Origin of the sequence: Leptospira ellinghausenii (assembly GCF_003114815.1) — a bacterium.
GTDB classification, from domain to species: Bacteria; Spirochaetota; Leptospiria; order Leptospirales; family Leptospiraceae; genus Leptospira_A; species Leptospira_A ellinghausenii.
On record NZ_BFAZ01000002.1, the window covers coordinates 15,720 to 42,544 of the forward strand.

General features: G+C 37.2%; 22 protein-coding genes. 12 read left to right on the forward strand and 10 right to left on the reverse strand.

Features of this window, described 5'->3' with window-relative positions; genetic code table 11:
- Positions 1-190: 190 nt before the first annotated feature.
- From DI076_RS00695 to DI076_RS20115, 4 genes are all read right to left on the reverse strand, one after another.
- Positions 191-655, reverse strand: coding sequence for an AgmX/PglI C-terminal domain-containing protein (locus tag DI076_RS00695; RefSeq protein ID WP_108958151.1), 465 nt, complete (start codon positions 653-655; stop codon positions 191-193).
- Between the two features lie 31 nt (positions 656-686).
- Complete coding sequence (locus tag DI076_RS00700; RefSeq protein WP_245918185.1) at positions 687-2,348, reverse strand: FG-GAP repeat protein; 1,662 nt, start codon at positions 2,346-2,348, stop codon at positions 687-689.
- 171 nt (positions 2,349-2,519) lie between these two features.
- Positions 2,520-3,389 carry a hypothetical protein gene (locus DI076_RS00705; RefSeq protein ID WP_108958152.1) on the reverse strand — a complete coding sequence of 290 codons (870 nt, stop codon included), beginning with the start codon at positions 3,387-3,389 and terminating at the stop codon, positions 2,520-2,522.
- A 615-nt stretch (positions 3,390-4,004) separates the two neighbouring features.
- Entirely contained in the window at positions 4,005-4,166 is a 162-nt protein-coding gene (locus DI076_RS20115; protein WP_167396489.1) for a hypothetical protein, read from the reverse strand.
- A gap of 22 nt (positions 4,167-4,188) precedes the next feature.
- On the opposite strand from DI076_RS20115, the gene DI076_RS00710 reads away from it, so the two are divergent.
- Positions 4,189-5,508 (forward strand): LA_0442/LA_0875 N-terminal domain-containing protein, encoded by a 1,320-nt coding sequence (locus tag DI076_RS00710; protein ID WP_108958385.1) that lies wholly within the window; start codon positions 4,189-4,191, stop codon positions 5,506-5,508.
- A 130-nt stretch (positions 5,509-5,638) separates the two neighbouring features.
- Positions 5,639-6,586 carry a DUF1554 domain-containing protein gene (locus tag DI076_RS00715; protein WP_108958153.1) on the forward strand — a complete coding sequence of 316 codons (948 nt, stop codon included), beginning with the start codon at positions 5,639-5,641 and terminating at the stop codon, positions 6,584-6,586.
- 65 nt (positions 6,587-6,651) lie between these two features.
- Here DI076_RS00715 and DI076_RS00720 read toward each other — a convergent pair whose 3' ends face one another.
- Positions 6,652-7,539, reverse strand: coding sequence for a LysR substrate-binding domain-containing protein (locus DI076_RS00720; protein WP_108958154.1), 888 nt, complete (start codon positions 7,537-7,539; stop codon positions 6,652-6,654).
- A 92-nt stretch (positions 7,540-7,631) separates the two neighbouring features.
- On the opposite strand from DI076_RS00720, the gene leuC reads away from it, so the two are divergent.
- The 8 genes from leuC (at position 7,632) to DI076_RS00760 (ending at position 16,698) form a co-directional block, all read left to right on the forward strand.
- On the forward strand, positions 7,632-9,035 hold the full coding sequence (gene leuC, locus DI076_RS00725) for a 3-isopropylmalate dehydratase large subunit (protein ID WP_108958155.1): 1,404 nt from the start codon (positions 7,632-7,634) through the stop codon (positions 9,033-9,035).
- Positions 9,032-9,658 carry a 3-isopropylmalate dehydratase small subunit gene (gene leuD / locus DI076_RS00730; protein ID WP_108958156.1) on the forward strand — a complete coding sequence of 209 codons (627 nt, stop codon included), beginning with the start codon at positions 9,032-9,034 and terminating at the stop codon, positions 9,656-9,658. Before leuC ends, leuD begins: the two co-directional genes overlap by 4 nt.
- Positions 9,659-10,009: 351 nt before the next feature.
- Positions 10,010-13,987, forward strand: a complete 3,978-nt coding sequence (locus tag DI076_RS00735; protein WP_108958157.1) for a beta strand repeat-containing protein — start codon at positions 10,010-10,012, stop codon at positions 13,985-13,987.
- A 165-nt stretch (positions 13,988-14,152) separates the two neighbouring features.
- A complete protein-coding gene (locus tag DI076_RS00740) occupies positions 14,153-14,473 on the forward strand; it encodes a Bor/Iss family lipoprotein (protein WP_108958158.1) in 321 nt (106 codons plus the stop codon).
- 12 nt (positions 14,474-14,485) lie between these two features.
- Positions 14,486-14,782, forward strand: a complete 297-nt coding sequence (locus DI076_RS00745; protein WP_108958159.1) for an LIC_10461 domain-containing protein — start codon at positions 14,486-14,488, stop codon at positions 14,780-14,782.
- A 341-nt stretch (positions 14,783-15,123) separates the two neighbouring features.
- Positions 15,124-15,828, forward strand: a complete 705-nt coding sequence (locus DI076_RS00750) for a glutathione S-transferase family protein (protein ID WP_108958160.1) — start codon at positions 15,124-15,126, stop codon at positions 15,826-15,828.
- 41 nt (positions 15,829-15,869) lie between these two features.
- Entirely contained in the window at positions 15,870-16,217 is a 348-nt protein-coding gene (locus DI076_RS00755) for an ArsR/SmtB family transcription factor (RefSeq protein WP_108958161.1), read from the forward strand.
- Between the two features lie 10 nt (positions 16,218-16,227).
- Complete coding sequence (locus DI076_RS00760) at positions 16,228-16,698, forward strand: SRPBCC family protein (RefSeq protein WP_108958162.1); 471 nt, start codon at positions 16,228-16,230, stop codon at positions 16,696-16,698.
- Positions 16,699-16,757: 59 nt separating this feature from the next.
- Here the strand turns inward: DI076_RS00760 and DI076_RS00765 are convergent, their stop codons facing one another.
- Positions 16,758-17,864 carry a GGDEF domain-containing protein gene (locus tag DI076_RS00765; protein WP_174704995.1) on the reverse strand — a complete coding sequence of 369 codons (1,107 nt, stop codon included), beginning with the start codon at positions 17,862-17,864 and terminating at the stop codon, positions 16,758-16,760.
- A gap of 384 nt (positions 17,865-18,248) precedes the next feature.
- On the opposite strand from DI076_RS00765, the gene DI076_RS00770 reads away from it, so the two are divergent.
- Positions 18,249-19,460 (forward strand): NHL repeat-containing protein, encoded by a 1,212-nt coding sequence (locus DI076_RS00770; RefSeq protein WP_108958387.1) that lies wholly within the window; start codon positions 18,249-18,251, stop codon positions 19,458-19,460.
- A 66-nt stretch (positions 19,461-19,526) separates the two neighbouring features.
- The gene (locus DI076_RS00775) at positions 19,527-20,417 is read left to right on the forward strand and encodes an LBF_1199 family protein (protein ID WP_108958163.1); all 891 of its coding nucleotides are present in this window, start codon (positions 19,527-19,529) and stop codon (positions 20,415-20,417) included.
- A gap of 53 nt (positions 20,418-20,470) precedes the next feature.
- Here DI076_RS00775 and DI076_RS00780 read toward each other — a convergent pair whose 3' ends face one another.
- Genes DI076_RS00780 through DI076_RS00795 form a run of 4 tightly spaced genes read right to left on the reverse strand, consistent with a single transcriptional unit; the run spans position 20,471 to position 26,820 of the window.
- Positions 20,471-22,852 (reverse strand): TonB-dependent receptor family protein, encoded by a 2,382-nt coding sequence (locus DI076_RS00780; protein WP_108958164.1) that lies wholly within the window; start codon positions 22,850-22,852, stop codon positions 20,471-20,473.
- Positions 22,849-24,174 (reverse strand): HTTM domain-containing protein, encoded by a 1,326-nt coding sequence (locus DI076_RS00785; RefSeq protein WP_108958165.1) that lies wholly within the window; start codon positions 24,172-24,174, stop codon positions 22,849-22,851. Before DI076_RS00785 ends, DI076_RS00780 begins: the two co-directional genes overlap by 4 nt.
- On the reverse strand, positions 24,161-25,297 hold the full coding sequence (locus tag DI076_RS00790) for an imelysin family protein (protein ID WP_108958166.1): 1,137 nt from the start codon (positions 25,295-25,297) through the stop codon (positions 24,161-24,163). Before DI076_RS00790 ends, DI076_RS00785 begins: the two co-directional genes overlap by 14 nt.
- Positions 25,294-26,820, reverse strand: coding sequence for a di-heme oxidoreductase family protein (locus DI076_RS00795; RefSeq protein WP_108958167.1), 1,527 nt, complete (start codon positions 26,818-26,820; stop codon positions 25,294-25,296). The genes DI076_RS00790 and DI076_RS00795 overlap by 4 nt, the downstream gene beginning before the upstream one ends.
- Positions 26,821-26,825: the final 5 nt, after the last annotated feature.

Here is a 26,825-nt window from a genome sequence, read left to right on the forward strand (position 1 = left end):
AAAAGTCGACAAGTGTCCAGAATTTACATTGATTCTAAATATCGATTTTTTTTACGCAAACTTGGTTAGGAATATGGGTTCTTTTCTTTTCCGTACGCTGGGGTAAGGTTTCATGCATTGAATCAAACAATGGTAAATGGACAGTCAATTGGTTCTATTTTAGACGCAGGGTTTGACTGAAAACTCAAACTTATCTTGGAACATTCAAATCCTTTTTAAAGAAAAAAGTATATTCTGCGTAGGTGTTATGCGATCTTTCCGGTGGAGGAGGAAATTCCCATGAACTGATTTCTTTTTGTAAACAACTGATCAGTGAATCAGATGGTAAATCGGATTGGATGAGTTCCACTTTTGTAGGAACACCATCGGGTTCGATCTGCCAATCGAATTGGATTTTGCCTTCTTCGATTTTAGGATTTGTTTCTAAGTATAAATTGTAACAAATTTGAATTTTCCGTTTGTGTTTGGTGATGGTAAAATTCACTTCTCGTTTGTGGTAAGGTGAGAGACCTTTTTTATCCACTTCCATTGAGGGTGGCGTGAATTGATTTCCATTTGAGTTTGGTCGAAGGAAAAGAAAATACAAAATGCTTAAGATAAAGGTAGTTATTGTGACAAGAATGATTTCTTTTTGATAGGGAATCTGATTTTTCATTTATGAATGTAATTTATGTTTTCAATCCGTTTTACTTTCTAAAAAACACAAAGGCTGCACCAGACGTTAAAGCTGAATTGTTTGTACTGGCAGTTGGTCCATTGGTAATAGTATTTTGATTGCTGTCCTCTAGGTTCACCCCAACGACGGCAGTATCTCCTGAAATAGAAATCGCATTGCCAAATCTGTCTTCGACATCGGCATTGGGAGCTTTGAAATAAGCCCTAAATGCCCAAGTGGAACCTGACCTTTGGAATACATAAACCGCACCGGAATTAGATAGGCTGTTGTCATCATTAGGCATCGTTCCATTTGTAACCGTTGTTTGGTTATTATCTTCAAAAATGGAACTAACTAAGATCGTATTCCCTTCGATAGCAACTGTGTTTCCAAAACGATCGTCTGCTCCTAGATTGGGAGGTTTGAGGTAGGCTTGGTGGCTCCATGTCGAACCCGTTCTTTGGAACACATAAGCGGCGCCTGCTATGCTAGCTGAGTTGTCGGAGCTGGCCGTAGTTCCATTTGTGATTGTAGTCTGATTGCTTGATTCAGCAAAGGCGCCGACTACTATAGTGTCGCCATCAATCGCAACCGCATTGCCAAATTGATCACCGGATTCTGCGTTAGGTGCCTTTAAGTAGGCTTCTTGAGTCCAGGTCGTGCCAGTTCTACGGAAGACATAAGCCGCTCCTGCATTGACTGCTGAGTTGTCGACACTGGCACCAGATCCGTTCGTAATTGTAATCTGATTACTCGCCTCTAAATTAGCACCGACAACAATCGTATCATTTGAGATGTCAACTGTAATACCAAAACGATCACCTGCTTCCATATTAGACGGCTTTAAGTAGGCTTGTTCTGACCACGTAGTGCCGGACCTTTGGAACACGTAAACGGCACCTGCATTTGTTGCTCCCTCATTGGCTGGAGCAGGAGATCCATTCGTAATGCTTGTTTGGTTGCTATCTTCAAAATAGGCGCCAACAGCAATGGTATCACCTGATATAGCAAGGGAAATTCCAAACTGATCATTTGCTCCGGTGTTAGATGGTTTTAGGTAGGCTTGCTCTGACCAAGTAGTGCCTGATCTTTGGAATACATAAGCTGCACCTGAATCAGTAGCTCCTTCATTCGGAGCAATAGCATTAGGCGCATTCGTAATCGTCGTTTGATTGCTATCTTCTTGGTTTGCTCCAACCACTATGGTATCTCTATCAATCGCAACAGAGACTCCAAATTGATCTGTTCCACCTAAATTAGAAGGTTTTAGGTATGCAGCTTGCGACCATGACGAACCAAATCTTTGGAAGACGTATGCCGCACCAGCCGAGCCTAATGAGTTGTCACTACTCGCAGTGGGTCCATTCGTAATTGTCGTTTGGTTACTTGACTCACCTGCAGCTCCCACCACGATTGTATCACCAGAGATGGCGACAGAATATCCGAAGCCATCATTTGCATCTGCATTTGATGCTTTGAGATAGGCCTGTGTTTCCCATAGTTTTGGAGAATTACCAACGCGGAATCCACAAAAGGGAATTGGAGTTTCCGATACGGAAGCGAGTAACAAGGTCTCTATATATGCTTTTGATTTTTGATCGCAGGGGTTATTTAATGTTAATGGATTACAACTTATGGAAAAATGAATTAACAAGATTCCAATGGAGTTTCTCACTAATAACGAACGAAACACGAAATTTCCTTTCTCCATCGCTTCCATCAGGTTCGTTTTTCCCAGCACAAAATTGCTAACATTTGTTAAAAACAATTTAAGATTCAACCAAGGTTAGCAAGTATTTTCTTATTTTTTTGATAGGAAGTCTCTCGATTTTTTAAGTTTATTTATATGAATGTAAGAACGATCTTATTTCGAGTCCAATGAATAAACATCCTTCGATAGTAATCTGTTTATGTAGATTGCCCGTAAAACAAAACCAATCACAATCAATTGGATTGGAATCAAAATCAAGTCCCATTGTAGTTCGGACAAATTGGCTAAATATGGTCCATTCAAATGGAATGGAGGTAAAAATGGATACCTCATGAGAACTGTTAATGTTGTGACAACAATGGTGTCTGCTAATCCAAAATAATAGGAAAGTGGATATCGTTTTTTGTTCACATAGAAGAGGACAACCATCACAAGAATACTCATTGGTTCCAAAAGTAAGTAATTGGAACTAACAAACGTTGGTAAAGATAGAAGTACAATGCGATACCCAGCATGGCAATAAATCCATGATAATGGTGATGAATTAAAGGTAAACATTCCCTGATTGGTCTCGGTAGTTTGAAATCTTACTTTACTCATTTCTTGCAGTAACCAAATGAGGAGGAAAAAACAAACAAATCGGCTGATCATACCGCGATATGTTCCTCCATCAGGAGAGAAAATCATAACAAAGATATTTCCTAATACTGCAAAGTTGATATAACGGGTAAACCAAGGAAGGTACTTTTGTTGTTTTGATTTGGGCAAACTCACATAACCAATCACAGCTCCTAATCCAAATGGAAGGAGTAGTATCATTTTGGTAAATCCCATGATAGAAACTATATCATGATGGGATTGTAAACTGAATTGGATTCCGGCTAATAGTGATACAGTGATAACGATAAAAAGAAGTAATTTTTGACGATAAATGCTTGAATAACAAACAAGAGTTACAAACAAAATGGAAATAGTTTGGTTCCAAAGGAGTAGGCTAAGATTAACTCCAAATTCATGATTCATATAAAAATATTTTCAAATAAGATCATGTTTGGGGTGACTCTGCTCGTTTTCATACTAGACATTATTTTCAATTTCGAACCATTACGTGTCATGTGATTGGTAAAAGGTTCTCACATAGTCATCCAAACAATTGGATTTGCAACTCTAACTTTCGCAATTTATTTTTTTGAGAATGGTTCTACTGATTGATTGAATTCAATGGCAATTCATGTAAGGATTAGGCACTTTTGAGAATTTTGAGGAATGGCCAAAAATTTTTTAAAAAATCACACATGGGTAAATAAATTGATTATGAATTCTGAATTCAAAAATTCTTAATTGTATGTAAGAGAAAAGAGTTTTATTGCTAATGACAAAAAAAGCAAAAAATTCAATGCAAAACTTGATTTTGATAGGCTAGAATCTTATCATCATTTTCATTCCAAGGAATTAAGGAATCACCGAAAATTCCATTATAGAATAAGTTGATTTTTCCATTGATGATTTTCTAAGTTCTGGTTTATGTAAAGGTGATTGTATACTCACTGATTTCGGATTTGTTAGGAACTTTCCCTAAAATTTATCAGTTTGTTTTCGCAATTCTGTCTCGTCCTAATATTTTGGTTTTGTTTTTACTTAGGTCTTATTCCTTTGAAAATGTAAGTTATAGTCTTTTTTTTTACCAAAACTGAGAACTCGAATTGATTCCATTGGGTTTATTTTTTTACTATGAAATTGTTCCCAAACTTCTTTAATCGAATTGCAGTATTTGGATTTTGTGTTATAATCAATGGACATTAGGTATCCATTTGTCCCCTTTATGAAACAATCCTTCTTTTTATTATGTACCGTTTTTCTTTTCGCCAATGTCTCCCTTCAGAGTGAAACCATTCTTTTTAAATCTGGAGAAAAAATCGAAGGTTCCGTTTTAGGCCAAGATAAGGATTCTGTGACAATCAAACTAGCAGACGGAAATACGAAGGTGTATCCAAAGTCATTGATCCAAAAAGTTTTCTATGGGCGGAAAACAGATTCTGCGGCTCTTAAAAAAGAACCTCAACCTTCTGAGAAAGAAAAAAAGCAGAGAGAAGAGAAGGAACTTGCTGAAAAACAAAAACGGGAAGCAGAAGAACTCAAAGCTAAAGAGGAAAAACTCAAAAAAAGAGAAGAACAACTATCAAATGCAAAACGCCATTATATAGAAGGTTCCTTAGGCCTAGGAAGTGGAGAAAACCAAATGGAACTCCGTCCTTTCTTTCAATCCATTCAAATTGCGGGGCTACTTTTTGGTGGAGGTGGAGCTGAGCTTCAATCCACTCCATATAAAACAAAAAATCACAGTTTCACACCTCGTTTGTTTTATGCGTGGAACCGGTTAACAGTTGAAATCCGAGGAACAGAAGCAACTGGGAATTTTAATGTAGGTGGATTCCAAACAATCTCTTCAGGTGGTGGAAGTGGTTCATCCTCTAGTGGTGAAAAATCAACGAATGCATTATTTGGAAACGGAGATACAAAGTTCCAAAAGGTATCAACAAGAATCGGTTTTACACCATACCCACATCCATTTTTTGATTTTCAATTTGTTGCTGGAGTGGAGCGCATTTGGACAAAGAGTAACCAAGAAGTAGCAAGTATTGGTGGATTGACAAGTACAGGTAATAATCCCTCGCGCGCAGATTTCCGTGATTCGACCCATTCGCTCAAAGGTTATAGCGTAGGGATCGGATACGAATGGAAATTTTGGGATCGTTTTTCTCTACAAGGGCAGATTTTGCATTTGGATATGCAAGGACCTTCTTCGTTTCGAAGTAACGAATTTGGATTTGAAACATCACCATTTAAATATAGACAATTTGGTTTGGACTACCAATGGAAATCCACTGGAACAGAAGTGAATGTAAAATTGTCCACAAAAATCAAAGGTGATGTTAGTTTCTTTTTGGAAGCAAGTAACATGGTTCTAAAAAACAAATTAGGATCGGGTTACATCACAGAAAATGAAGGAGGAGGAAATTCTGATCCTTCTCAAATTCTAGTGAAAATATATGCTCCACAAATCCTCATTCCTATGTTATTGGATTCAAAGACGATTCTCACTTACGTTCAAATTGGTGCAAATTATCGCTTTAATTTTTGAACAGAACTTATGAATTTAGCTACAATTTCGTACAAATCGACCAAAGTTCTTTCTAAATAAAATCAAATCCTATGCAATAAATTATTGCATAGGATTGAGAAATCAAAAATCATTTCAATTAGGCTTCAAAATGAATCCAAAGAGACAAAGATTTTTACCTCTCCTCTTCCAAATTTGTTTATTGATTCTAATTTTAACGGATTGTAAGGCATTAGAAAATAATAATCTTTGTGATCCAAATTCAGATACTTTTAAAGAAGTTCAAATTTCGAAAATCTTTACTAAGGATAACTCTCCTATTTGTGGTAAGGATTATATATCAAACATTATCCCTTATTCAGTCGGAGGATCCGTAACAGGGTTAATCAGTTCTGGATTAAGGCTATCACTCAATGGAATTATTACATTGTCGGTTGAGAATGGCAGCAAAAATTTTTATTTTTTGAATATTCTCACCAGTGGATCTTCGTATTCGGTAAAGGTATCTAACCAACCTGCAGGGTTTTTGTGTTCCGTCACAAATGGTGATGGCATCATTAAGAATTCTGATGTGAATTCGGTTTCTGTTTCTTGTGCTCCCACTTGTAATCCCTGTAATTTGTTCCTAACGAATTCTGGATACCCTCCAAACCCGGGAAGTGCGAAAAATTTTGATACTTCCTGTATGGCTGATGCAAATTATCCTGGTACCGGAAATTATAAAGCAATGGTTGTCGATGGAGTAACTAGGAACGCATCAATTACTGCCAATATAGGTGATGGACAAATCGATTGGGTATTCGCACCGAATCGAACATATCGTCAATCAGAAGGAATTATCGGTACAACAAATTCGGCAGGATTATTCGTAACTACTTTGTCAGTGAGATTCTCAGTCAATTCAAAGTATTGGACTGGATTAAATACCAATTGGACAACCAATACAGGTAATACTTGTGACTTGTGGAGAAGTGCGACTGGATCATTTACGGGTATTATGGGGCAAGGAAATTCTACGCTGATTGCTGATATCACAGCTGGTTGGACTCCTGATCCTTGTAATTTAAGTAACCAACAGTTAATTTGTGTCGAACAATAGTTTCCTTGTTTGAATTAATTCCACTTAGAGTTTGTTAGGCGGTATTGCAAATTCCATTTGATCGCTTATTCTCGTTCTATTTCCCATTTTTCTGCTGATTTGAGAATTTCTTCGGCGAGATAAGCAAGTGTTGGTCCCGATTTTTTGCGATAACAGAGGTAAAATTTTCGATCGGTGTTCCAGTCATCGAATTTAATTTTCTTTAATTTCGAATTAATAGAATATTCAGATAAAAATCCAATTCCAAGTCCTGCTTCTAATGATTTGACCACGGATTCTACACTCCTAAGTTCCATCGCGATGTTTGGGCCAAAATCTTTTGTAAATGATTTAATCTTTTTTTCGACGGCCTTTCTCAGCGCGGAACCTGGATGGAAACATACAAAAGGTTGTTTTTTTAAATCCTCAATTTTGATTTTTGTTTTTTGGAAGATTGGATGGTCTTTTGCGGCAACAGGATAAATTCTGTCGGATAAAAATTCCAATACATTCAAACTCGGTTCCGAAATGGGTCCGGTTAAGATACCAAGCTCAACTTCACCTTTTAATACTGCGTCCTTAGTTTCAGAGGCATCTCCTTCTCGAACGGAAAGGGAGAGTCCTGGTCTTTTTTTTAGAATATCTTTTAAGATTTGAGGTAAGATCCAAGCAGATACTGTCCCACCTGCAGAAATAGAAAAGTTACCTTTTAATTCATTCTCTTTTGAAAAAGCATTTTGAATTTCTTCCCACAACTCTTTCATCCGAATTGAATATTGATAGAACCTTTCTCCTTCATGCGTGAGTCGAACTGATTTTCCTCCTCTTTCCAATACAGTGATCCCTAGTTCCTTTTCTAAAAGGAACATTTGTTTGGAGAGTGCTGGTTGTGTTAAGCCCAATCGACTTGCTGCTTTTTGATATGTTCCTGATTCTGAGATTTCTAGAAAGTAGATGATCTGTCGGAATTCCATAAATACATATTACTTTTAGTTATATATTTCATAAAACCAATTTATTTGCATTATATTCAAATTTTTGATATTGTATTTACCAAGAGGGAAATATGGGACAGACTCTATACGACAAAATTTGGGAAAACCATCGGATCATAGAAAGTTCTGATTCTGAAACGATATTATATGTGGACAGGCATATCCTCCACGAGGTGACTTCAGCCCAAGCATTTGAAGGCTTAAGAACTAAGAATCGTCATGTGAGAAGGAAAGATCTCACCTTTGGAGTTGTGGATCATAATGTTTCCACTAGGGATCGGAAAAACAGAGATGCTGCGGGGCCTGTCTCACGTTTACAAATTGATACTATGGAGAAAAATTGTAAGGAATTTGGGATCCAATTGTATGGCCCAGAAGATCCCGAACAAGGAATTGTAAATGTTGTTGGCCCAGAGATGGGTTTTACAATCCCAGGTTCTGTGATTGTATGCGGAGATTCTCATACAGCAACCCATGGTGCCTTTGGAGCGTTAGCGTTTGGTATTGGTACGAGTGAAGTGGAACATGTTCTTGCGACACAAACCTTAAAACAAGCAAAAACCAAATCAATGTTAGTTCGTTTTGTTGGAACACCTGGATTTGGGATTACGGCAAAAGATATTGTCCTAGCACTCATTGCAAAAATCGGAACTTCCGGAGGAAGAGGATATACGATAGAATATTCAGGTGAATGGATTGAATCATTATCGATGGAAGCTCGAATGACCTTATGTAATATGAGTATCGAAGCCGGTGCAAGAGCAAGTCTTATCGCACCAGACGAGATAACATTTAATTATCTTAGAGATAAAAAACACATTCCAAAAGGTGAAAGTTTTCAAAGAGCATTCGAGTATTGGAAAACGTTTTTTTCAGACGTCGATGCTATTTTTGATTCTAAGATCGAATTGGATATTTCAAAAATTGAACCACAGGTCACTTGGGGGACAAATCCATCACAGACGATATCAATTGGAAGTGTCATTCCTAATCCAGAAGAGTTCCAAGAAATACGGGAAAGAGAAACTGCAAAAAATGCTTTGGCTTATATGGATTTACAACCAGGGACTCCCATGTCTGAAATTAACATAGATAAGGTGTTTATCGGATCTTGTACGAATGGCAGAATTGAAGATTTACGATCTGCTGCGGAAGTGGCAAAAGGAAAAAAAGTTCATCCGAATGTACAAGCTATTGTGGTTCCTGGTTCTCGGGGAGTCAAACGGCAAGCGGAACAAGAGGGTTTGGACAAAATCTTTTTAGCAGCGGGATTTGAATGGAGAGAACCTGGTTGTTCTCTTTGCCTTGCAATGAATGACGACGTTTTACAACCGGGAGAAAGATGTGCTTCCACTTCGAATCGTAATTTTGAAGGAAGGCAGGGAAGAGGAGGAAGGACACATTTAGTGAGTCCTTCCATGGCAGTCGCAGCAGCAGTGACTGGAAAATTAACAGATGTGAGGAGTTTCGCATGAAAACAAATCATTGGACTATCCATTCGGGAGTTGTTGTATCCAATCCAAGAGAGGACATTGATACCGATCAAATCCTTCCTAAACAATTTATGAAGTTAATCAATAAAAATGGTTTTGGTACCCATTTATTCCATGATTGGCGGTATTTAGATTTTGAAGGAAAGGCATTGAATCCAGAATTCATTTTGAACCAAGAGGGATTTATGAATGCGAGTGTTCTCATCGCTGGAAAAAATTTTGGCTGTGGTTCGAGTCGGGAACATGCACCTTGGGCACTTGCTGATTTTGGATTCCGAGTGATTATCGCACCTTCTTTTGCAGACATATTTTCAATCAATGCTGCTAAGAATGGAATCGCACTGGTTCGATTGCAAGAAGGAGAAATCCATACTTTGTTGGAATGGGTTTCCAAACAAGGAATCGCACAAATCCAAATCAATCTAGAAACATATGAAGTGAAAGCGGGGGAACATAGCTTTTCATTCCAATTGGATTCTGCTTCCGTGAATCGAATCCGCAATGGTTGGGACGACATCGATATCACTTTGAAACACGAAAACGAGATTTTGGAATTCGAAACAAAACAAAGGATGGAACGATCGTTTTTAGAAGTCTGTTGGTGATTTGATTCTACTGAAATGAATGTGAAGTTTCTTTGTCTATTTCAATGGATTTTTAAATTTAAAGATTCGATTCAATGATACATCAATCCATTGGAATAAGTACAAAATAAGTAGTTCTCCGGTGAAAAGTTGATCATTTAAAAAATATTTCTGAATTCATTCTGAAATCAATTATGAATTAAAAGAAAACTAGGTGATTATACGAAAGAATAGTATTGAAATATACAATTCAATTACTTGAGTATCAAAACAAATCAAAAATCTCGGGTTAGATTTATTCTAAAAAATAATATGTAACTGTAGTGTAGTTCTTTTTCTTCACGTCCTGTTGTAGTGTAGCAGGTAATTCAGATGAAGAAAGTATCCTTTACATTCTTAATTCATAAAGCAATCATTCTAATCTTTAGTACGGTAATATTCAGTTCCTGTATGGCATGGCCTGTTGGTTCAGCAGCTTTATTTGGTATTTTTGGCGGAAATTCTTCTGGAGGATCAAACTCACTTATTTCATTATTATTTGGAGGAAACTCTGGTAAGTCCCTATCTTCTATTGAGATATCACCTAAGAATGTTCAAATTGCAAAAGGGACTTCTGCTAACCTAAAAGCTACTGCGATTTATTCAGATTCAACGACTCAAGACATAACATCCGAAACTTCTTGGACATCTTCCGATACCAACTTGGTGATAGTGGATAAAAATGGAGTCAGTACATCTGTCGCTGCAACTTCAACAGGGACAACAATCATTACCGCTGATTATCAATCTATGAAAGCAGAAGCAAGAATCTCCGTTACCTCCGCTACTCTTAAAACAATTCAAGTGACAAGTAAAGAGGTAACTTTGGCCAATGGATATAAAGCTCAATTTCAAGCAGTAGGTCTTTTTTCTGACTCTACCACACAAGATCTTACTTCTGATCCTTCAATCAATTGGCTTTCATCGGAAACTGCCGTTGCAACGATTAATACTACAGGGCTTGTGTCAACAATAGGAGTTGGTTCTAGTTTAATTACTGCAAGTTTTGGTTCCGTTTCGGACACTGCTTCTTTGAATGTCTCTAATTCTAGTTTGGTTGCGATAACAATCTCTCCAGCAAACAACACGATGTCTATCAATGACACCAAACAATTTCGTGCAACTGGAGTATTTTCAGATAGTACTACAGCAGATATAACGAATCAGGTTACGTGGTCAATTTCATCAGGAATTAGCCATGCGACGATATCGGCTTCTACAGGTCTAGTCACAGCAACATCAAGTGCTGGGACAGCAACTGTCCTTGCTACAAAAGGTGCGATTTCAGGAAGTACTAGTTTGATAGTTGCGAATTGTAATTTAACTGGCATCACAATTACTCCGACGAATCCTATTGCTCTAGGGACTGGAATTCAGTTTACGGCAACAGGTTCTTACTCAAATTGTTCAAGTCAGAATATAACTTCAAACGTTGTTTGGAATTCAACCAATACCGAAATTGCAACCATTAGTAATTCAACACTCAATGCAGGTTATGCTAGTTCCGTGAGTGCTGGAACGGTAATCATTGAAGCTACAAAGGGGGCTATTGTTGGAAATACGGCACTTGAAGTAAGGAGAATCACTTTAACTTCATTAGCGATCACTCCTTCCACTTTTTCTATACAACACATTTCAGGTTTCCCGAAGACCCAACCATTTTCTGCATCTGGAACGTATTCAGATGGTACCATTATGGATTTAACTTCTCAAGTTATTTGGAGTACATCAAATACTTCAGTTGCCACGGTAAGCAATTCGTCACCTAATCAAGGTATTATTTCAACAGCTGGTTCAGGAAATGTACAGATATTGGCAACAAAGGATGGAATCACTGGAACTGCAAACGTTACAATTACTTCTGACAGTACATCGCCTGAACTATCAACAGTGACTGGATCAGGTGCAAATTATGTAATTGTTTCTTTCACTGAGAATGTAAATATTACACAAGCTGGTTCAACTGCAAATTGGAAGGTTGCAGATCCAAATACCCAAGCAGGATCATGCGCTACGTTGGATAATTTTTCTGGTTCTACCCAAACTGCTGATTTTTCTATCAGTTCTATAACACCTATATCTCCTTCCGAATATAAGATAAATTTTTCTGCAAACACACAGGCAAAAGTATATACAGTCCTCGTAAATAATACAGGTGCTGGTGCCATAAAAGACCTTGCTAATAACCAAATTGCTTGTCCCAATTCATTAAACTTTACTGGGCAAGATTCCGTTAAGCCGTATCTTTTAAGTGCAGTTAGTACGAATTCAACGACGATTCAGGTTATATTTTCTGAAGCAGTGAATTCAACTGGAGGTGGAGTAACAGATGCTACTGTTCCATCTAACTGGATCATAACTGAGGATGATAGTTCATCTAATAATAATCTTTGTGCGGATCCTACTTCTCCATCAGTATCATCTGTGACGAAAGTCAGTTCTAGCACTTACAAACTTAATATTGTTGGTTGGGCTCAGTGTACAATCCGATATAAAGTTGTCGTTGCTTCTACAGTTGTTGATATAGCTTCAACTCCGAACACTATGGGTTCACCCAGTTCGCTCAATTTCATTGGTGTGGAACAATTGAAATTGATTTCAGCGCAAGCAATTACTGCGAATAGCATTAAGCTTACTTTTAGTAAATCTGTGAAAGCTGATTCTTCTTGTTCTACTATTTCTTCTTGTTCAGAGAGATACAAAATACCAACAGCACTGGGAAGTGTAACCAATGCAATGGTAGGGACTGGAAACGAAGATAACACTGTGACACTTACTCATCAGACAGCTCAAGGTGGTTATGTATATACCGTAATTGTTGCTAACAATGTTGATGATGATCAATTTAATAACACTGGTAATTCATTTAAAGGAATTCGAAATGCGAGTGATTCTGAATATGTCCAATCCCAACCGAAGGATAGAGCTGGTTTTATGGGACTTGGAGCACCAATTGATTCATTTGCAGATGGAGCATACTTTGATGATCCTTTCCTGGACGGTACTACCTTTTCCTTTTCATTTAATTATGATGGCAAAGTTTATTTGGGAACAAACGATAAAAATTCAGCAGCATTTCGATTTGAACCTTCTGGTCTTAATTCAACATTAATAACATTTAGTTTTCTCAATCTTTTGTCTCCAACTTGCTCTAATGCGACTGGATTTGGTACCAATGCATCGGGGACTTGTGGAGCAGATTCCATCGGCCCTAATTCAGAGTATGGAGTTGTCGGTTTTACAAGTATTACTTCAACCATCTCATCTTCTAATTTTGAACTTCTATATATTGGTAATTTAAAGGATGGGGTCAATAAGGTCTACTACACACAGGATAAAGATTCGGTACTTGATTGGAAAGAAGCAACATGGTCAGCAACTGGAGGAGGGAATACTAAGAGTATTCAAACAATTTATGGCTTCAATGATCGAGTTTATTCCGCAGCATCTTCAGCACATGGAACGCAAGCCCCTGCAGTTGCTGTTCATTCATTAACAGAAACAGGTGGAGAAGTTGCCTTAGGAGCGGGTTCCGATTTATCATTAAGAAGTGTCAATTATATTGGAAAAAACGCGAGCATAGATAATCCTTGTAAGGCTGGAAATAGTAGCTGTGTTGTGGGCATAGATAGTATGTTATATGTTGCAAATCCAACATTAGGTGGACCAAAATTGTTTTTAGCAAATAATGGAGGTGTTGTACATTCAACTACGACTCCTCCCACTTCAAGCGCACATTTTAGCTTGGCTTTATCTTTGCGAGCTGCTGAACGTGGGAATGCAACTTTGGTTCTACCTGGATCACCAACGGGTTTACAAAAATTAAGTCCTGGTCAAAAAGGAGCACCATTAATGGTAGAATACAATGGTCGATTGTATTTAGCTAGAAACCTTTCCGCCGGTGAGACGAATAGTACTACCCAGACAACTAATAACGGAGCCGAACTTTGGAAATGTGAAGTGAGTTGTGGGACAAATTCGAATTGGAAAAAGATTGCAACTGCATCCAATTTTGGTTCCGATTCGAACAACAAGGCTATCTCATTATTACAAGTGAATGGTAGTTCTCTTTACATCGGATTTGACAATCAATTCGGAACAAGGATCTACAAATCTACTGCTACTGAAATCAATCCTACTGATGATGGGAATGGGCATGCGGATTTTACTCTTCAATCTGTTCAGGGTCTCGGCGGTGGATATACGAGAATCTTTTCATCTACCTCTGTATACGATGGGATTAATTCCTATATCTATGTAGTTGTTGGGACAGGTAGTAATGCTGTTAAAGTATTTAGGCAGACTAATTGATTTGATGGAAAGTTAGGTGATGATGCGAAAATTTATCCTGCGAAAAATGATTTTGATCAATGTGGTTTGTTTGTTAAACCGTTGGTTCATTTGAAAATTTAACGTTTCTCATTAATTGAAATTCGATTTAATTGATGAGGCATGAAGATTAACGAGGATAGATTTATGAAATTTAATTTGGCATTAATTTTACTTTTTACAACTACTCTAAATGTTAGTTGTTATCATTCAAGATACAAGGTTGATTCTTGTGAAAGATGTAAGTATTATCTAAAGGAGTCAACTAACGGAAAATCATATAAAATTCATTCAAAGTTTTATTTTTGGGGGCTCTATCCATCTAAATTAGAATACGGTATGGAAGATTTGTGCAAAAATTCGGATGTAAAAGAAATCCACGAATACACTTCCTTTTCGGATGGAATATATGAAAATTTTACCCTTGGGGTATATACCCCAAGGACAATGGACATTAGTTGTTTTTAAATAGGAATGTTTATGAAATGGATTACAATTTTTAGTATTTTGTTTTTTTTTGGCCGATGCCATACAACTGTGATTAAAATACAAAAAACAGAATTAGATATTAATAAGATGGAGCTTAAACAAAATCAAACACATCAGACAAGTTTGGTGTTTGGATATACTGAAGTTTCTGATCCTTCTAAATCAAATTGTAAGAATGAAAAAACCAAGGCAATTGTATTGCATAGAGATTGGAAAGATAAACTAATCCATGTCTTGATCGGTGGAATTTATTCTTCCAAAAGTATTTCGATTTATTGTGATGAATGAAAAATTTAGATTAGATGATCTAAGATTCGAATTATTGACATCATCAATATTTTGTGAATCAGGTTAATTTGTAGAAAGTATAATCGATCCTAAATTCTGAGAATTTACAGAAATCCCCCACCCGAGTTAGGGAGGAGGGGAGTGGCTCGTGGGCAGGTGGCGCTCACCCCTATAACACACCCACCTGATTTGAAAAGAAACAACGCAAGGAATCGCATTTTTTTGTTAGAATGTTCATGTTTTTGTTCCCCAAGGTGGGAATTCGGAGGAAAAGATAAATAGTTATCCAATTAGATAACTATTGAAGTTGCCAATCAGTCTGGATATAGAAAGTTAGCCAAATGGATAACAATAACCCAAGAAACCTGCTCCTTTATTTCCACCCGCTGGCTTCTTTTTGTCACAAGGTCCTCATAGCATTGTATGAAAATGGAACCGAATTTGAACCTAGGTTCGTAGACCTTTTGGAGGAAGAGTCTAGATCGGAATTATTTGCCTATTGGCCTGTCGGGAAAATTCCATTATTACGGGATCGCCTGCGAAACCAAATCATCCCAGAGACAAGTGTCATCATTGAATATATCAGTGAATTTTATCCTGGGACTGCCAATTTACTACCATCTCTTCCTCAAGAATCCATTGAAGTGAGACTCTGGGACCGATTTTTTGATTTATACATCAGCGATTCTGTACAAAAGATTGTTTTGGATCGTATTCGGACTGAAGGGCAAAAAGATCCATTTGGTGTTGAACGTGCTTATGAAAGATTACCTGTCGCATATGGTATGTTAGAAAAACAATTGGATACAAAAAACTACATTGTATCTGATCACTTTACCATGGCAGATTGTTCCGCTGTTCCTGCTTTGTTTTATTCCGATACTCTTCTTAGCTTTCGCAATGGTTATCCAAAACTAACCAATTATTTTGAAAGACTATTGGAAAAAAGTTCCGTCAAGCGAACATTAGACGAAGCAGAACCATATTTTCACATGTATCCTTTTTTTGATCAAATTCCAACAAGATTTTTGAAAGAAAAAAAGTAAGGACTTTTTTTCACGATTTTAGACACTGAAATGATTCCAATATGAAAATGACCGAACCTGGAATTGAGCAAATTTTTCATGCACTTGCTGACCCAAGTCGTTTGCAGATGGTGGAACGATTGAGTTTGGGATCTGCTTCCGTAAAGGAATTAGCTGAACCATTGGATATGGCATTACCTTCTGTATTAAAACATTTGAAAGTATTGGAAAATGGTGGGTTAGTGCAATCCAACAAATCAGGCAGAGTTCGAACTTACGAATTAAATTTTTCTAAATTGAATGGCATCAATTCATGGTTAGATGAACGGAAGTCGGCTTGGAATCGTAGTTTTGATCGATTAAGTCAATTTTTAATCGAATCTTCAGATGAAAACTCGGATGGAGTATAAAGTAAACTAAATGTTAGTCACCAATACATCTTTTACCATTGATAGAATTTTACCAGCTTCTAAAGAAAAAGTTTTTGCCGCTTGGTCGAACCCAGAGTCAAAACGCAGGTGGTTTTCATGTCATGATGATTGGGAAACTGTGGAGTTCAGTTTGGATTTTAAAGTAGGTGGAAAAGAATCCAATTTAGTGATCACACCTTCTGGAAGTCGGCATGTTTTTGATGCGACATTTTACGATATCATTCCCAATGAAAGAATCGTATATGCATTTGGAATGTACATGAATGATATTCGGATTTCAGTTTCTTTGGTTACTGTCATCTTTGATTCATTAATAGAAGGTAGAACTAAAATGTCATTTACCGAACAAATTGTACTACTTGGAGGAGTTTCCAATGAAGGAGTGCAGAAGATCGAGATTGAAGGTAGAATCGAAGGAACAAATGCTGGTTTTGACCGACTCACCAAAGAATTTTCCTAAAGTCTAAATTCAGATGTGCTGTGACCAAATGAAAAAATCCATCACATCTGATGATACTTCTAAAGATTTTTTTCAGAATAAACTTGGTTTCTACCTTTTCGTTTTGCTTCATATAAAAATTCATCTGCAAGATTGATGACAGATTCTGGATTCGTTGTTTGGTCCTTAAGGATGGAGATTCCTACACTAGTCGAACACCGGAGTTCTTTTCCCTTGATTGGTATTTTTAAGGAATGGAAGGTACTTCGAATTTTTTCAGCAGTCACAATGGCTCCATCCAAATCGGTATTTGGTAATAATACCAAAAATTCTTCTCCTCCCCATCTTGCTGGGAAGTCCTGTTTTCGTAAGGAAGTTTTTAATACATTAGCAAATTCGATGAGCACTAGGTCTCCAATTTCATGACCATAAGTATCGTTAATGGATTTAAATAGATCTAAATCGAACAATAGAAATGCAATTGGATAGGTTGATGTGCTACGGTGTTGCCTTGCCATTTCAATTTCTAAATTGGAAAAAAAAGATCTGCGATTTGAAATGCCTGTTAGTGGGTCAGTCATTGCAATTGCTAATAATTTTTCGTTCACATCCGTTAAGGAAGAAAACAACTTTGATACAATTTGATTCACTATGAATGCACTTCCACCAAGTAATAAAGAGGATATAAATATGCTGAGTAATGTAGGTTTTACGGGTGGCATTAAGATATTCACGAGTGGTATCACATCATAATACACAAAAAATCCCATGGCACTAAATAAGACTGTTGCTAAAAAGGCATTGTAAACACCATAATTTCGATCAAGTGACATACTACTGAGAGCAATTGAACCTAGGTAACCAAGTATAAAAAATGAAGTGATATGTCCTGTACCATAAGCAAGGACAGTGAGCCAGATCAAATCGAAAGTTGCTGGAACATAACCACTCCACCAAACATCCTTTTCTACTAAGATATCAAAGTGGATGAGTAAAAACCAAATCACGGAAAAAACTAAATGCACTGATCCAATCACAACAATCCAAGGAAGTTGGAAGTGGTAAAATACCAAAACCATCACAAGAGTATAGATACATCTTGCTAAATTTGCAGTTTGGAATTTTTCGGAACCAGAGTTCGTTTGGGAACTCGCTCTTAGGTTTAATTGTTCTGTATTTGCTTTCATTGAATATAGGTTCTATCGATAAATGATTGTGTATACTAGGGACAAGTCCTGAGAAACAAGATGGGGATCAGAAAAGGAAAGGGGCTTCACCATGACGACGTCTCAAATAAATTGTTTTTTTACTCTACGTCAATGAAATAAAATTCGTAAGATTCTTAGTTGTCTCTTTTTGCATGACTCGGCATACGACACACTGATCTAATTTTATATGTCACCGATTGAATTGTTCTTGGAAAAAATACTTAAGTCAGTATTCGTTATGGCAAGAAATTTCTTTCATTTGACAAATTAACGATCTTGGTTGGAATCATTCTATCAAGAGGGTTTGGATTGGAAATTCGAGGAAACCAATATTATAAATACGTAATTCTCCTTGTATCATCTATGATCCTGAATTGCGAACTCCCAAATCTTGGGAATGGTTGTGATCCTAACTCGGAATCCTTTCGTGATTTTTATTTAGCAAGAATCCTCACAGATGATGACCGAGAATTTTGCGGTTCTCGTGCCCCTAATAAATCCATTTGTGAAATGGACCCTCTTTCCATCATCCAACCTCGACGTTGGAAGTATGTGGCCGAAGAACTAAAGAAACAAGCTGCATTCGGTACTGACGGAGTGAGTTTTCAAACATTCACCCAACCAGAAACGGGTTTAGCAAAATGGCTTGGAGGTGTTCTTACGAACCAAGAGTTGGTGTATTCTCTTCCTTACAATCGTTCTGATCTTCTCGTCATTGAACCAACGCAAAATTCCTCAACCAATGTGAATACAACATCGACTGGATCTGCTCAATGGGAAGGAGGGGTTCTTGCACCAAATGGTAAAATTTATGGAATTCCACGAGATGCAAACCAAATCCTTGTTTTCAATCCTATCACGAATCAAAGTTACTTTTTAACTTCCCCTCTAACAGGTGTTGGTAAGTGGCGCGGCGGAGTGCTTGCTCCGAACGGACTCATCTATGGAATTCCCAATTCAGCAAATCAAATTTTAGTCATAGACCCTCAAACAGATTTGGTTCGTACCATTCCTTCTCCTGTTTCATTATCAAATATGTGGGAAGGGGGAGTGCTTGCTCCCAATGGCAAAATCTATGCATTCCCAGTTGATATCGATTCAATTTTTGTTTTAGATCCTTATTCAGAAAGAACGTATACAATTCCATCACCAAAAACAGGTTTAGGAAAGTGGAGGCATGCTGTTGTAACATCTGATGGTATGTTAGTTGGTATTCCCTCAAACGATTCTGATTTTATCTTTTTGGATCCTAGCAATGATTCAGTATCGCTTCGTGTTTCTCCATCAGGAGGGTCAGGAAAATGGAGGGGCGGAATTTTTTCTGCCGATGGAAGGATTATCACCATCCCTGCAGATATCACAGATATACTTGCGATTGATCCCGTCACTTTTGCTTATACAACACATAGTACTGGAATTGGGTCTGGAAATAAATGGGGTGACGGGGTATTGGCACCTAACGGAAAGATAGTTTCCGTTCCACATACGTATGATTCAATCCTGACGATTAATACTGGTTCTAGGGGAAAAATATGCAAAAATCTTCTACTAAGTTCGTATTGGAATGTATATTAATATACTAAAAAAAAGAAGTATCTAAATTTCATTTGACTTTGTTCTTTTTTCACACTACTTATAGACATGCGATGGAAGGCCTCTCAATTTTGGAAAAATGCATCGCCAAATGAGCTTCTATCATTTTTTTCCTCCATTGACAAAGGTGAAGATCTTAAATCATTAGCAGAACATATGTTGTCAGATACTGAGTTTTGCGACTTGGTATTCGAATATTTATGGTTGTTACGCACAGAGGATGCGACAAAACAATTTCTAAACGATCCAAACATAACTCCAGAACTTTTGATGAGATTCATCTATTTTGGATATGGAAAACAGTTTTTATTAGATCATTTTGATTCCAATGCCTATTTTTTGCAAATTCGAAGTATGTTTGATTCCGCTCAAAGTTTGAGAATTTTATCTCTTGGTGAAGAGATGGATCGTGATCCCACTTTAAAAATTCATCTCCTTTCGAATTTAGACCCTCAAACTTGGGAGGCATACTTTGATCTTTTGGAAGAAAAAAATATGACTATGCAAACCTTACTCGGAATATTTTCGAACCTAAGAGAGAATGAAATACGTAAGATTTTATTAAACAGTCACACTTTGTATTATTATTTAAGAATGATGATGGTTTCCGGAAATCAAAAGACTGAAGAAATCAGCGAAAAGGAAATGGAAAATCGAAAACGACTTGAGGTTATTTTAAGTTCCATACATGTTTGGGAAACTTTTTGTCAGGAATTAAAGGATAAGTATGATTTACAAAAAGAAATCAATTTAACTCCCAAGGAAAGAAATTCCAAACGTATGTCTCTCGTTTTAAAAGAACTAACAAAAATTCCAACTGCAGAACGAAACGATGTATTGGTGTATTTAAAAGGTAATGGTGTTGTTCTTGATTCATGGGAAGAAACAACCGTACAGTCTGCCCTTCTAAATTTTGATCGAGTGGGAAAATATTTTTAATCTCTTTTCGTCAACTAATTTAGTTCGATAGAATTTGATTCCTTTAATACGAATCATATTTCCAAGGTAAAACCAACATTGATTTGGCGGAATGGACCTGGTTGGATTCCAGTCGGTAATCTTCCAGATACATATTGTTTATCTTGGATGTTTTTTGCATTGATGAAAACCGACCATTTGTCTGGAGATCGATACCCTAAACTTGTATTCCATAATTCCACTTTTGGAATGATCCCTTTATTGCCATCTTCCGATTCATCTTTTGTGTTTAGTAGATCTGAATATTGTTTTCCAATGTATTGGTATTCTAATCGGCCATAGTATCCTTGAGGTGACGAAATAGAAATCGCAGTCGTAATCGTTTCTTTGGGAACATAGGGTAAATAATTTCCTGTTGTATCACTGGAAATGAATTGGTAGTTATTGACTGTATAAGCAGGTACAATCTCTATCAATTCTCGGCCATCACTTGTTTGGGATACTGGGAAAGGATTAAAACTTCTCGATTTAGCTTCAATGCGAGAGTAGATCAACTCAATGGGAACTCTCCATTCTGCTTTTTGCATTTTTGCTGGATCCCAAACAACAACAGCTTCACCACCGGTATGTGTAGAGTAACCTGTGTTTGCAGGTCTGATTCCATTTTCACCCCCAACTTCGTTCACGTTGATGATTTGATCACGAAAATACATTTTATAACCAACTAGTTCTGTATAAAGATAAGAAGTTAAATCACCTCTTATGCCAGATTCGTAATTTGTAGAAGTTTCTGGTTTGAGTCTATAGTCATTCCCTTGTGGGCTAAAGGAAGTTCCAAAGGTAGGAGGAGAAAATCCTTTATGAGCTCCCGAAAACCAAATGAACTTCTTTGTAATATCATATGTGATTCCAATTCCAGGAAGGATGATATGAGTTCTGGATTCACTTGCACTCCTTCTATTGACAGAAACATCATTGGGTAAAACAGCACCTATTCTGTAATCTTCTTGTGTCGCTTGCCTTCTAGTTGTAATTGCTTTTTGTCTCACTTCTTCATATCGAATCCCTGGAATCAATTTCCAATTCTCAGACAATTGGATTCTGTCTTGGAAATAAGAGGCAAAGGCTTCAATTTTTCTTTCTTGTCGGTTTAGGTTAAAATTCGGTAAGGAAGGTTGTAATAAGTTATTTGTAAGGGATTCTTCTTGAAGACTTGCTTTGGTTAGATACCCTAATGGATCGTCAGTTTTTTTTAGATTTGTCTGAGTAAGATTATTTTCAGCGTGGAATCTTAAACCAAGGTCAGTTTCATGTTTGATACCAAAGGTAGAAAATTTGGACTCCAGTTTTGTTTCCAAACCGCCAACTAAAAAAGATTGGTCTCTGCTCGTATATGTTTCCCGCATATAGATACTGTCACCAGGTCGATTTCCAAGGATTCCAGGAGAGTAGGTCCTGAGAGTATCGGTTGGTGGATTCAAATACCCACCTTCATCGGATTTTCCAGATAAAAAGTCTTGTCTTGCCCAATTTCTTTCTGCTTGGGAAACATAGCCTCGAATGATGATGGCATGTTCATCTGTTAATTTCCAGTTATGTGAAATTATGGTTTGGCTACGATTTAATTGTTTTTCATCATACTTGGCCGGATTGATTCTTGGGTCTTTCCAAAATAAACCTTGCGACAAACCTAAGTAAGTCGACTGCGCATTTTGCATATGATAACCTAATTTGATAGTTGTGCTATGGTTCTCATTCCAATCTTGGATCCATTTTAAATTTCCTTCTGTTACATCAAAATTTTGATAATTACGAAATCCATTTCCTTGTTTTCTTAAGAGAGAAACTTCAAAAGCACTTGATCCAAAACTTTTACCATAGGAATTATAAGTGGAAAGGTATCCATTTTCACCACCTACGTTTTTTGTATAAAAGGTTGATTCCACTGGCGGGCGTTTGGTGACAAAATTTACAATTCCACCAATTGTATTTGGACCAAATAAAATGGATCCAGATCCTTTGATCACTTCAATTCGTTCCATTCTTTCAATTGATGGAGAATAATAACTTTCAGGTTGCCCATAAGGAGAAAGTGATGTAAGAATACCATCTTCAAGGATTAATGTTTTTCTTGATTCTTCATTACTTACCCCTCTAAATCCAATATTGGGTGTGAGTCCCGCTGCGTCTTGAAACCTAACACTTGCTCCAGGAGCCCTTCTTAATGCTTCCATTGGATCAGTTGGTGATGCTTCCTGTAGATATTTATTATCGAGGATATATGCTGAGCCTGGGATCTTTTTTAGATCTTCTTTTTTGTTACCAATAACATGGATTCCATCGTTCTTTTGTAGAGTTGGTTCTTTCTCTTCTATCCCTGATTGTGCGTAATTTTTTGTGCTCAGTAAGAAAAAGAGGATAACAAATAAGAAAAAATGGAATCGGAAAGTATTCATCGATTGAGTCCTTTTAATGGTAAAAAATTAATTTCGATTTTAGTTAAATCTACATCAGGTGAAAACAAGGGCCTTGCTTGTTTGCCGTTCATTGAAACATGGGATTGAACATACACTGGTAGGTCTCTTTGGCCTGTTTCAATTGCTGCTTTCGATTGGATGTGTTTGGCATATTGAATGATATGTTCAGGTTGAATGACCATCATTCTATACTGGTATTCTGTGAGTTCGTTCCTTGGATCTATGGTTTTGCCTTGGACAAAAAAGAGGGCTTCACCCACTTTATCGGCTACCATCACTTGCCATGAAAATTTAATCCCTTCTTCTGTCCAAATTACCTGACCTGGATAAAATAAGTGGCGAAAGGGAATCAGAATTTGAAATAGAAGAAAAACGATGAGAATCCATTCTCTTGGAAACAAATGTCTGTTTGTTGGTTTTTCATTCTCTTTGTTTTCGAACTGAATATTGATATGATTTTGTTTTAAAAATCGATTCCATACTTGTTTTGGCCAGTTTGGTGAAAAAAATACCAAAGAAGATAAACTCATCACAATTGGGAAAACACCAATCGGAAATAAAAACGAGGTAAACGAGTGAAAGAGAAGGACTACAGTCCATGTTACCAATCGAAATCGATGGAAACATAATAAAAAAGGGATCGATAGATCAAATAGAATTCCTATCCAGGAAAAAACGTAAGCGGTAACAGGTAGTCCAAGAATTGGATCGAGCCAAGGAAGTTTCCCTTCAGATTGGTACAACCATAATTTTAATGGTAATGCTTCCCACATCCAATCAGGTTGCAGTTTAGCAATTCCACCGAAAAAATAGACCAATCCAATTTGCAATCGGAATGCATAGATCCATAGTTTTGCAATTGGCATTGGAGTATGGATCCAATTTTGAATTCCTAAAGTTGGTGTATCATATTTTGAGATAGGAGATAAGCAAAGTAAAAAACCTAGAATGGAAATCAGGTAATAATGATTCAGGTAAATGGTTGCATCTATAAAATGGAACCAAGTGAATCCGATCGTAAAAATCATAAGATTCGTGCGAACAAAATATCCAAATAAAATCCCTATCGAAGTCAAAAGTAAAATGATAAATAAAAGGTATATGAACGAAGGTGGTAAATTCGGGACCCATTCTAGGCCAAAATGTTTGAAGAATAAAGTTGGTTGGATGAAGTAAGTATGGATCCATCCAAAATAAAAGTATCGAATGATTAAGATCGTAGTTGTAAGTCCATAACCAAATCTTAGAAACTGTAAGGATAAAGAGGAGACGGGTTGATTAAAAATCTTAATCACCGTCATTTGTACTCGCTCCAATGGTTCCACCGAGGGAGCTAATTAATTCTGTATTGATAATCACTCGGAGTTTTTTGAATTCACCTAACATTGATTCTACATCTTGGTTTCCGTTTGTGATTGCATTTTGGAATGTACCATACTTTGTTTTGAGGGAATTAACGGATTCCGTTGTTGTTCTGATTTGTTCTTGTAACCTTGGGACAATGGATTCATTACGGAGAGATAAAAATCGATAGAGCCCCACGTCACCTAAATCAGAAATACCTTGTAGGTTTTGGACGAGTGAGTCTAAAGACAAATTTGCATAAGGAGTTTCCACTTTTGTAATATCTTTCACTCCCAGATTGGTTGCGCGTAACCCAGAAGGTTCGGCAATTTTAATATCGATCATCGTGTTACAGAAAAAAACTAATTGGTTTGTGATTTCCGTTAAACCATCTTTTGTATTTGGGTAATCAACACTTCCTTTCCCCGCACTTGTGAAGGAATTATAAAAAGAAGAAGATCTGGATTTATCCCAATGGTAAAGTAATAAGCCAGATTGTGTTTTAATGTCTTGGATGAGTTTGGTTAGATATGTTTTTCGATTTGTATCTGCAAAAGCTGTATTGGTAGTTGTAACATTGTCTTTGAAAAGTAGGTATTCGATTGCATCCATACCATCAACTCTTAATCCCGTTGGTGCTAGATTAGAAGTGATTTTGGATTCTATAGAAGTTGGATCAATCGGATAGGATCTAGTAAAACTATCTAAATATAAATACACATTATAAGGAATGGAAGCGGGACCAAAATAAGCCCATTCAATTTGCCGATACGCTAAATCAGCTTCCATCCAAGCATTTCTTACGTTTGTAAGGTTTGTAACATCAGTTGTTGTTACATATGCATTGGCAGCGGTCTGCAGGTTTGTGATTTTGTTATTTAAATTGGTATATTTAGGAAGGATAAGATTGTTGGAAATATCAAGTAGTAAACTGGAAGTTGAATAGTTTCGAAAGTAGGTATCAACAAGTCCTAATATTTGAGCGTTATCAGAGGATTGACCAGGTTTTGTTCCACAATTGATCAGAAGTATGTAGAAACTATAGAAGATAATTTTTGATCGAATACTGTGTTTTTTCATAATGATTTTAGAAATGAAATTAATTTGGTTCTCTGGTCTTTGGTTAATGACTTAAAACTATTTTTGGATTGTTCTGCCTCACCACCATGCCAAAGAATCGCTTCTTGGATTCCTCTTGCCCTTCCATCATGTAACAGAAATTCATGTCCATTCACTCTTTCGATGAGTCCTAATCCCCATAAAGGTGTTGTTCTCCATTCATTCCCACTCGCTTTAAAATCAGGTCGAAAATCACTGAGTCCATCTCCCATATCATGGATGAGTAAATCTGTATATGGACGAATCTCTTGGTTTGCAATTTCAGCGATAGGGTGGTCGCCTGTTTTAATTCTTGGGATATGACAAGATGCACATCCTATTTGAATGAAAATTTCTTTTCCTCTTCTCACATCTTCTGATTTCCATCCCCTTCGTCCAGGAACACTGACTAAACTTGTGTAGAATGTAACTCTCGCTAGACGATCATTTGAAATTTCAGGGTTTGTTCCGTTCCCTGTGGGACTGGAAGAACATAAGTTTTGTCCTGTTGCACAATTTTCTGTAGAAAATATGGATGTTGTGAGTCCAATATCTCCAAGAAAGGCACTCGCATTTTGGTGGTTTAAGTTTGGTTGGTTTGCCTTCCATCCAAATCGACCTAAGAAGGATTTTGCTTGTGTGGTATCCCAAACAATATTGGGTCTACCTGAAATTCCATCTCCATTTATATCCAATTCATCGACAAACGATCGTATGGTGGCTTCTGGGATTGCTTCCAATAAGCCAAGTCCTGGCATCATGGGTGCTGTTCTTGGTGAGATCAAATAAGATCCAGAAGCATTGTTTGTTGGGTGGTAAGGTTGGCCGGGATTTGTTACTTTGATCTGAGTGGCACCACCTCCAACATTCCAAGTGATTGTATAATTTGGTTTTCTTAAAGAATAGGATTCTCCATCGGGAAAGATTCCCGGTTCTTCAGTGTAGGTAATGGTAACAATGCCTTCCTTTGGAATTTGAGTGCCAGTTCCATATTCGGTAATCCCTTCTGTGTTCAATTGGGTGCCGAAATTTGTCATCGCAACTGGTCCCCCCGTTGTTGGGTTGTTTCCAGGAACACTCAAACGTATTAACATGGAAGATAAACTCGTTCCGTCTGCGGGGGGGCGGCCTCGTCCATCTTTTACATGGCAACTTTGGCAAGACCTGTTATTAAAAACTGGCCCCAGCCCAGCAACAGAAGAGTTACCTGCGGGTAACCATGTTCGGTTAAAGTTGGCATTCCCATCTTGGAAATCAATAGACCTTCTGGAATCTAAAACATTGGCAGCTTCTAAATCAAATGCAGATTCTGTGGAATCAAATGTTGTGGTTTCTCCGCCACTGTATTGTTCGCAAGGGTCATTCAATGAATCTCCCGAAGAACATGTCGTGGCAGATAAAACTGCCAAAAGTAAAATTGAATTTTTTTCATCATCATTTGAATGTGTTTTGCAACTTACTATGACAAATGATATTAGAACAAGGATAAGGTGGATGTATTTCATTTTTT

Coding starts and splice junctions, on each gene's coding strand:
- DI076_RS00765 (WP_174704995.1), bottom strand. CDS start 17,864: ATGAAAGCAAATACAGAACAATTAAACCTAAGAGCGAGTTCCCAAACG.
- DI076_RS00780 (WP_108958164.1), bottom strand. CDS start 22,852: ATGAATACTTTCCGATTCCATTTTTTCTTATTTGTTATCCTCTTTTTC.
- DI076_RS00785 (WP_108958165.1), bottom strand. CDS start 24,174: ATGACGGTGATTAAGATTTTTAATCAACCCGTCTCCTCTTTATCCTTA.
- DI076_RS00720 (WP_108958154.1), bottom strand. CDS start 7,539: ATGGAATTCCGACAGATCATCTACTTTCTAGAAATCTCAGAATCAGGA.
- DI076_RS00710 (WP_108958385.1), top strand. CDS start 4,189: ATGAAACAATCCTTCTTTTTATTATGTACCGTTTTTCTTTTCGCCAAT.
- DI076_RS00760 (WP_108958162.1), top strand. CDS start 16,228: ATGTTAGTCACCAATACATCTTTTACCATTGATAGAATTTTACCAGCT.
- DI076_RS20115 (WP_167396489.1), bottom strand. CDS start 4,166: ATGTCCATTGATTATAACACAAAATCCAAATACTGCAATTCGATTAAA.
- DI076_RS00750 (WP_108958160.1), top strand. CDS start 15,124: ATGGATAACAATAACCCAAGAAACCTGCTCCTTTATTTCCACCCGCTG.
- DI076_RS00705 (WP_108958152.1), bottom strand. CDS start 3,389: ATGAATCATGAATTTGGAGTTAATCTTAGCCTACTCCTTTGGAACCAA.
- DI076_RS00740 (WP_108958158.1), top strand. CDS start 14,153: ATGAAATTTAATTTGGCATTAATTTTACTTTTTACAACTACTCTAAAT.
- DI076_RS00795 (WP_108958167.1), bottom strand. CDS start 26,820: ATGAAATACATCCACCTTATCCTTGTTCTAATATCATTTGTCATAGTA.
- leuD (WP_108958156.1), top strand. CDS start 9,032: ATGAAAACAAATCATTGGACTATCCATTCGGGAGTTGTTGTATCCAAT.
- DI076_RS00770 (WP_108958387.1), top strand. CDS start 18,249: ATGATCCTGAATTGCGAACTCCCAAATCTTGGGAATGGTTGTGATCCT.
- DI076_RS00775 (WP_108958163.1), top strand. CDS start 19,527: ATGCGATGGAAGGCCTCTCAATTTTGGAAAAATGCATCGCCAAATGAG.
- DI076_RS00745 (WP_108958159.1), top strand. CDS start 14,486: ATGAAATGGATTACAATTTTTAGTATTTTGTTTTTTTTTGGCCGATGC.
- DI076_RS00735 (WP_108958157.1), top strand. CDS start 10,010: ATGAAGAAAGTATCCTTTACATTCTTAATTCATAAAGCAATCATTCTA.
- DI076_RS00790 (WP_108958166.1), bottom strand. CDS start 25,297: ATGAAAAAACACAGTATTCGATCAAAAATTATCTTCTATAGTTTCTAC.
- DI076_RS00715 (WP_108958153.1), top strand. CDS start 5,639: ATGAATCCAAAGAGACAAAGATTTTTACCTCTCCTCTTCCAAATTTGT.
- leuC (WP_108958155.1), top strand. CDS start 7,632: ATGGGACAGACTCTATACGACAAAATTTGGGAAAACCATCGGATCATA.
- DI076_RS00695 (WP_108958151.1), bottom strand. CDS start 655: ATGAAAAATCAGATTCCCTATCAAAAAGAAATCATTCTTGTCACAATA.
- DI076_RS00755 (WP_108958161.1), top strand. CDS start 15,870: ATGAAAATGACCGAACCTGGAATTGAGCAAATTTTTCATGCACTTGCT.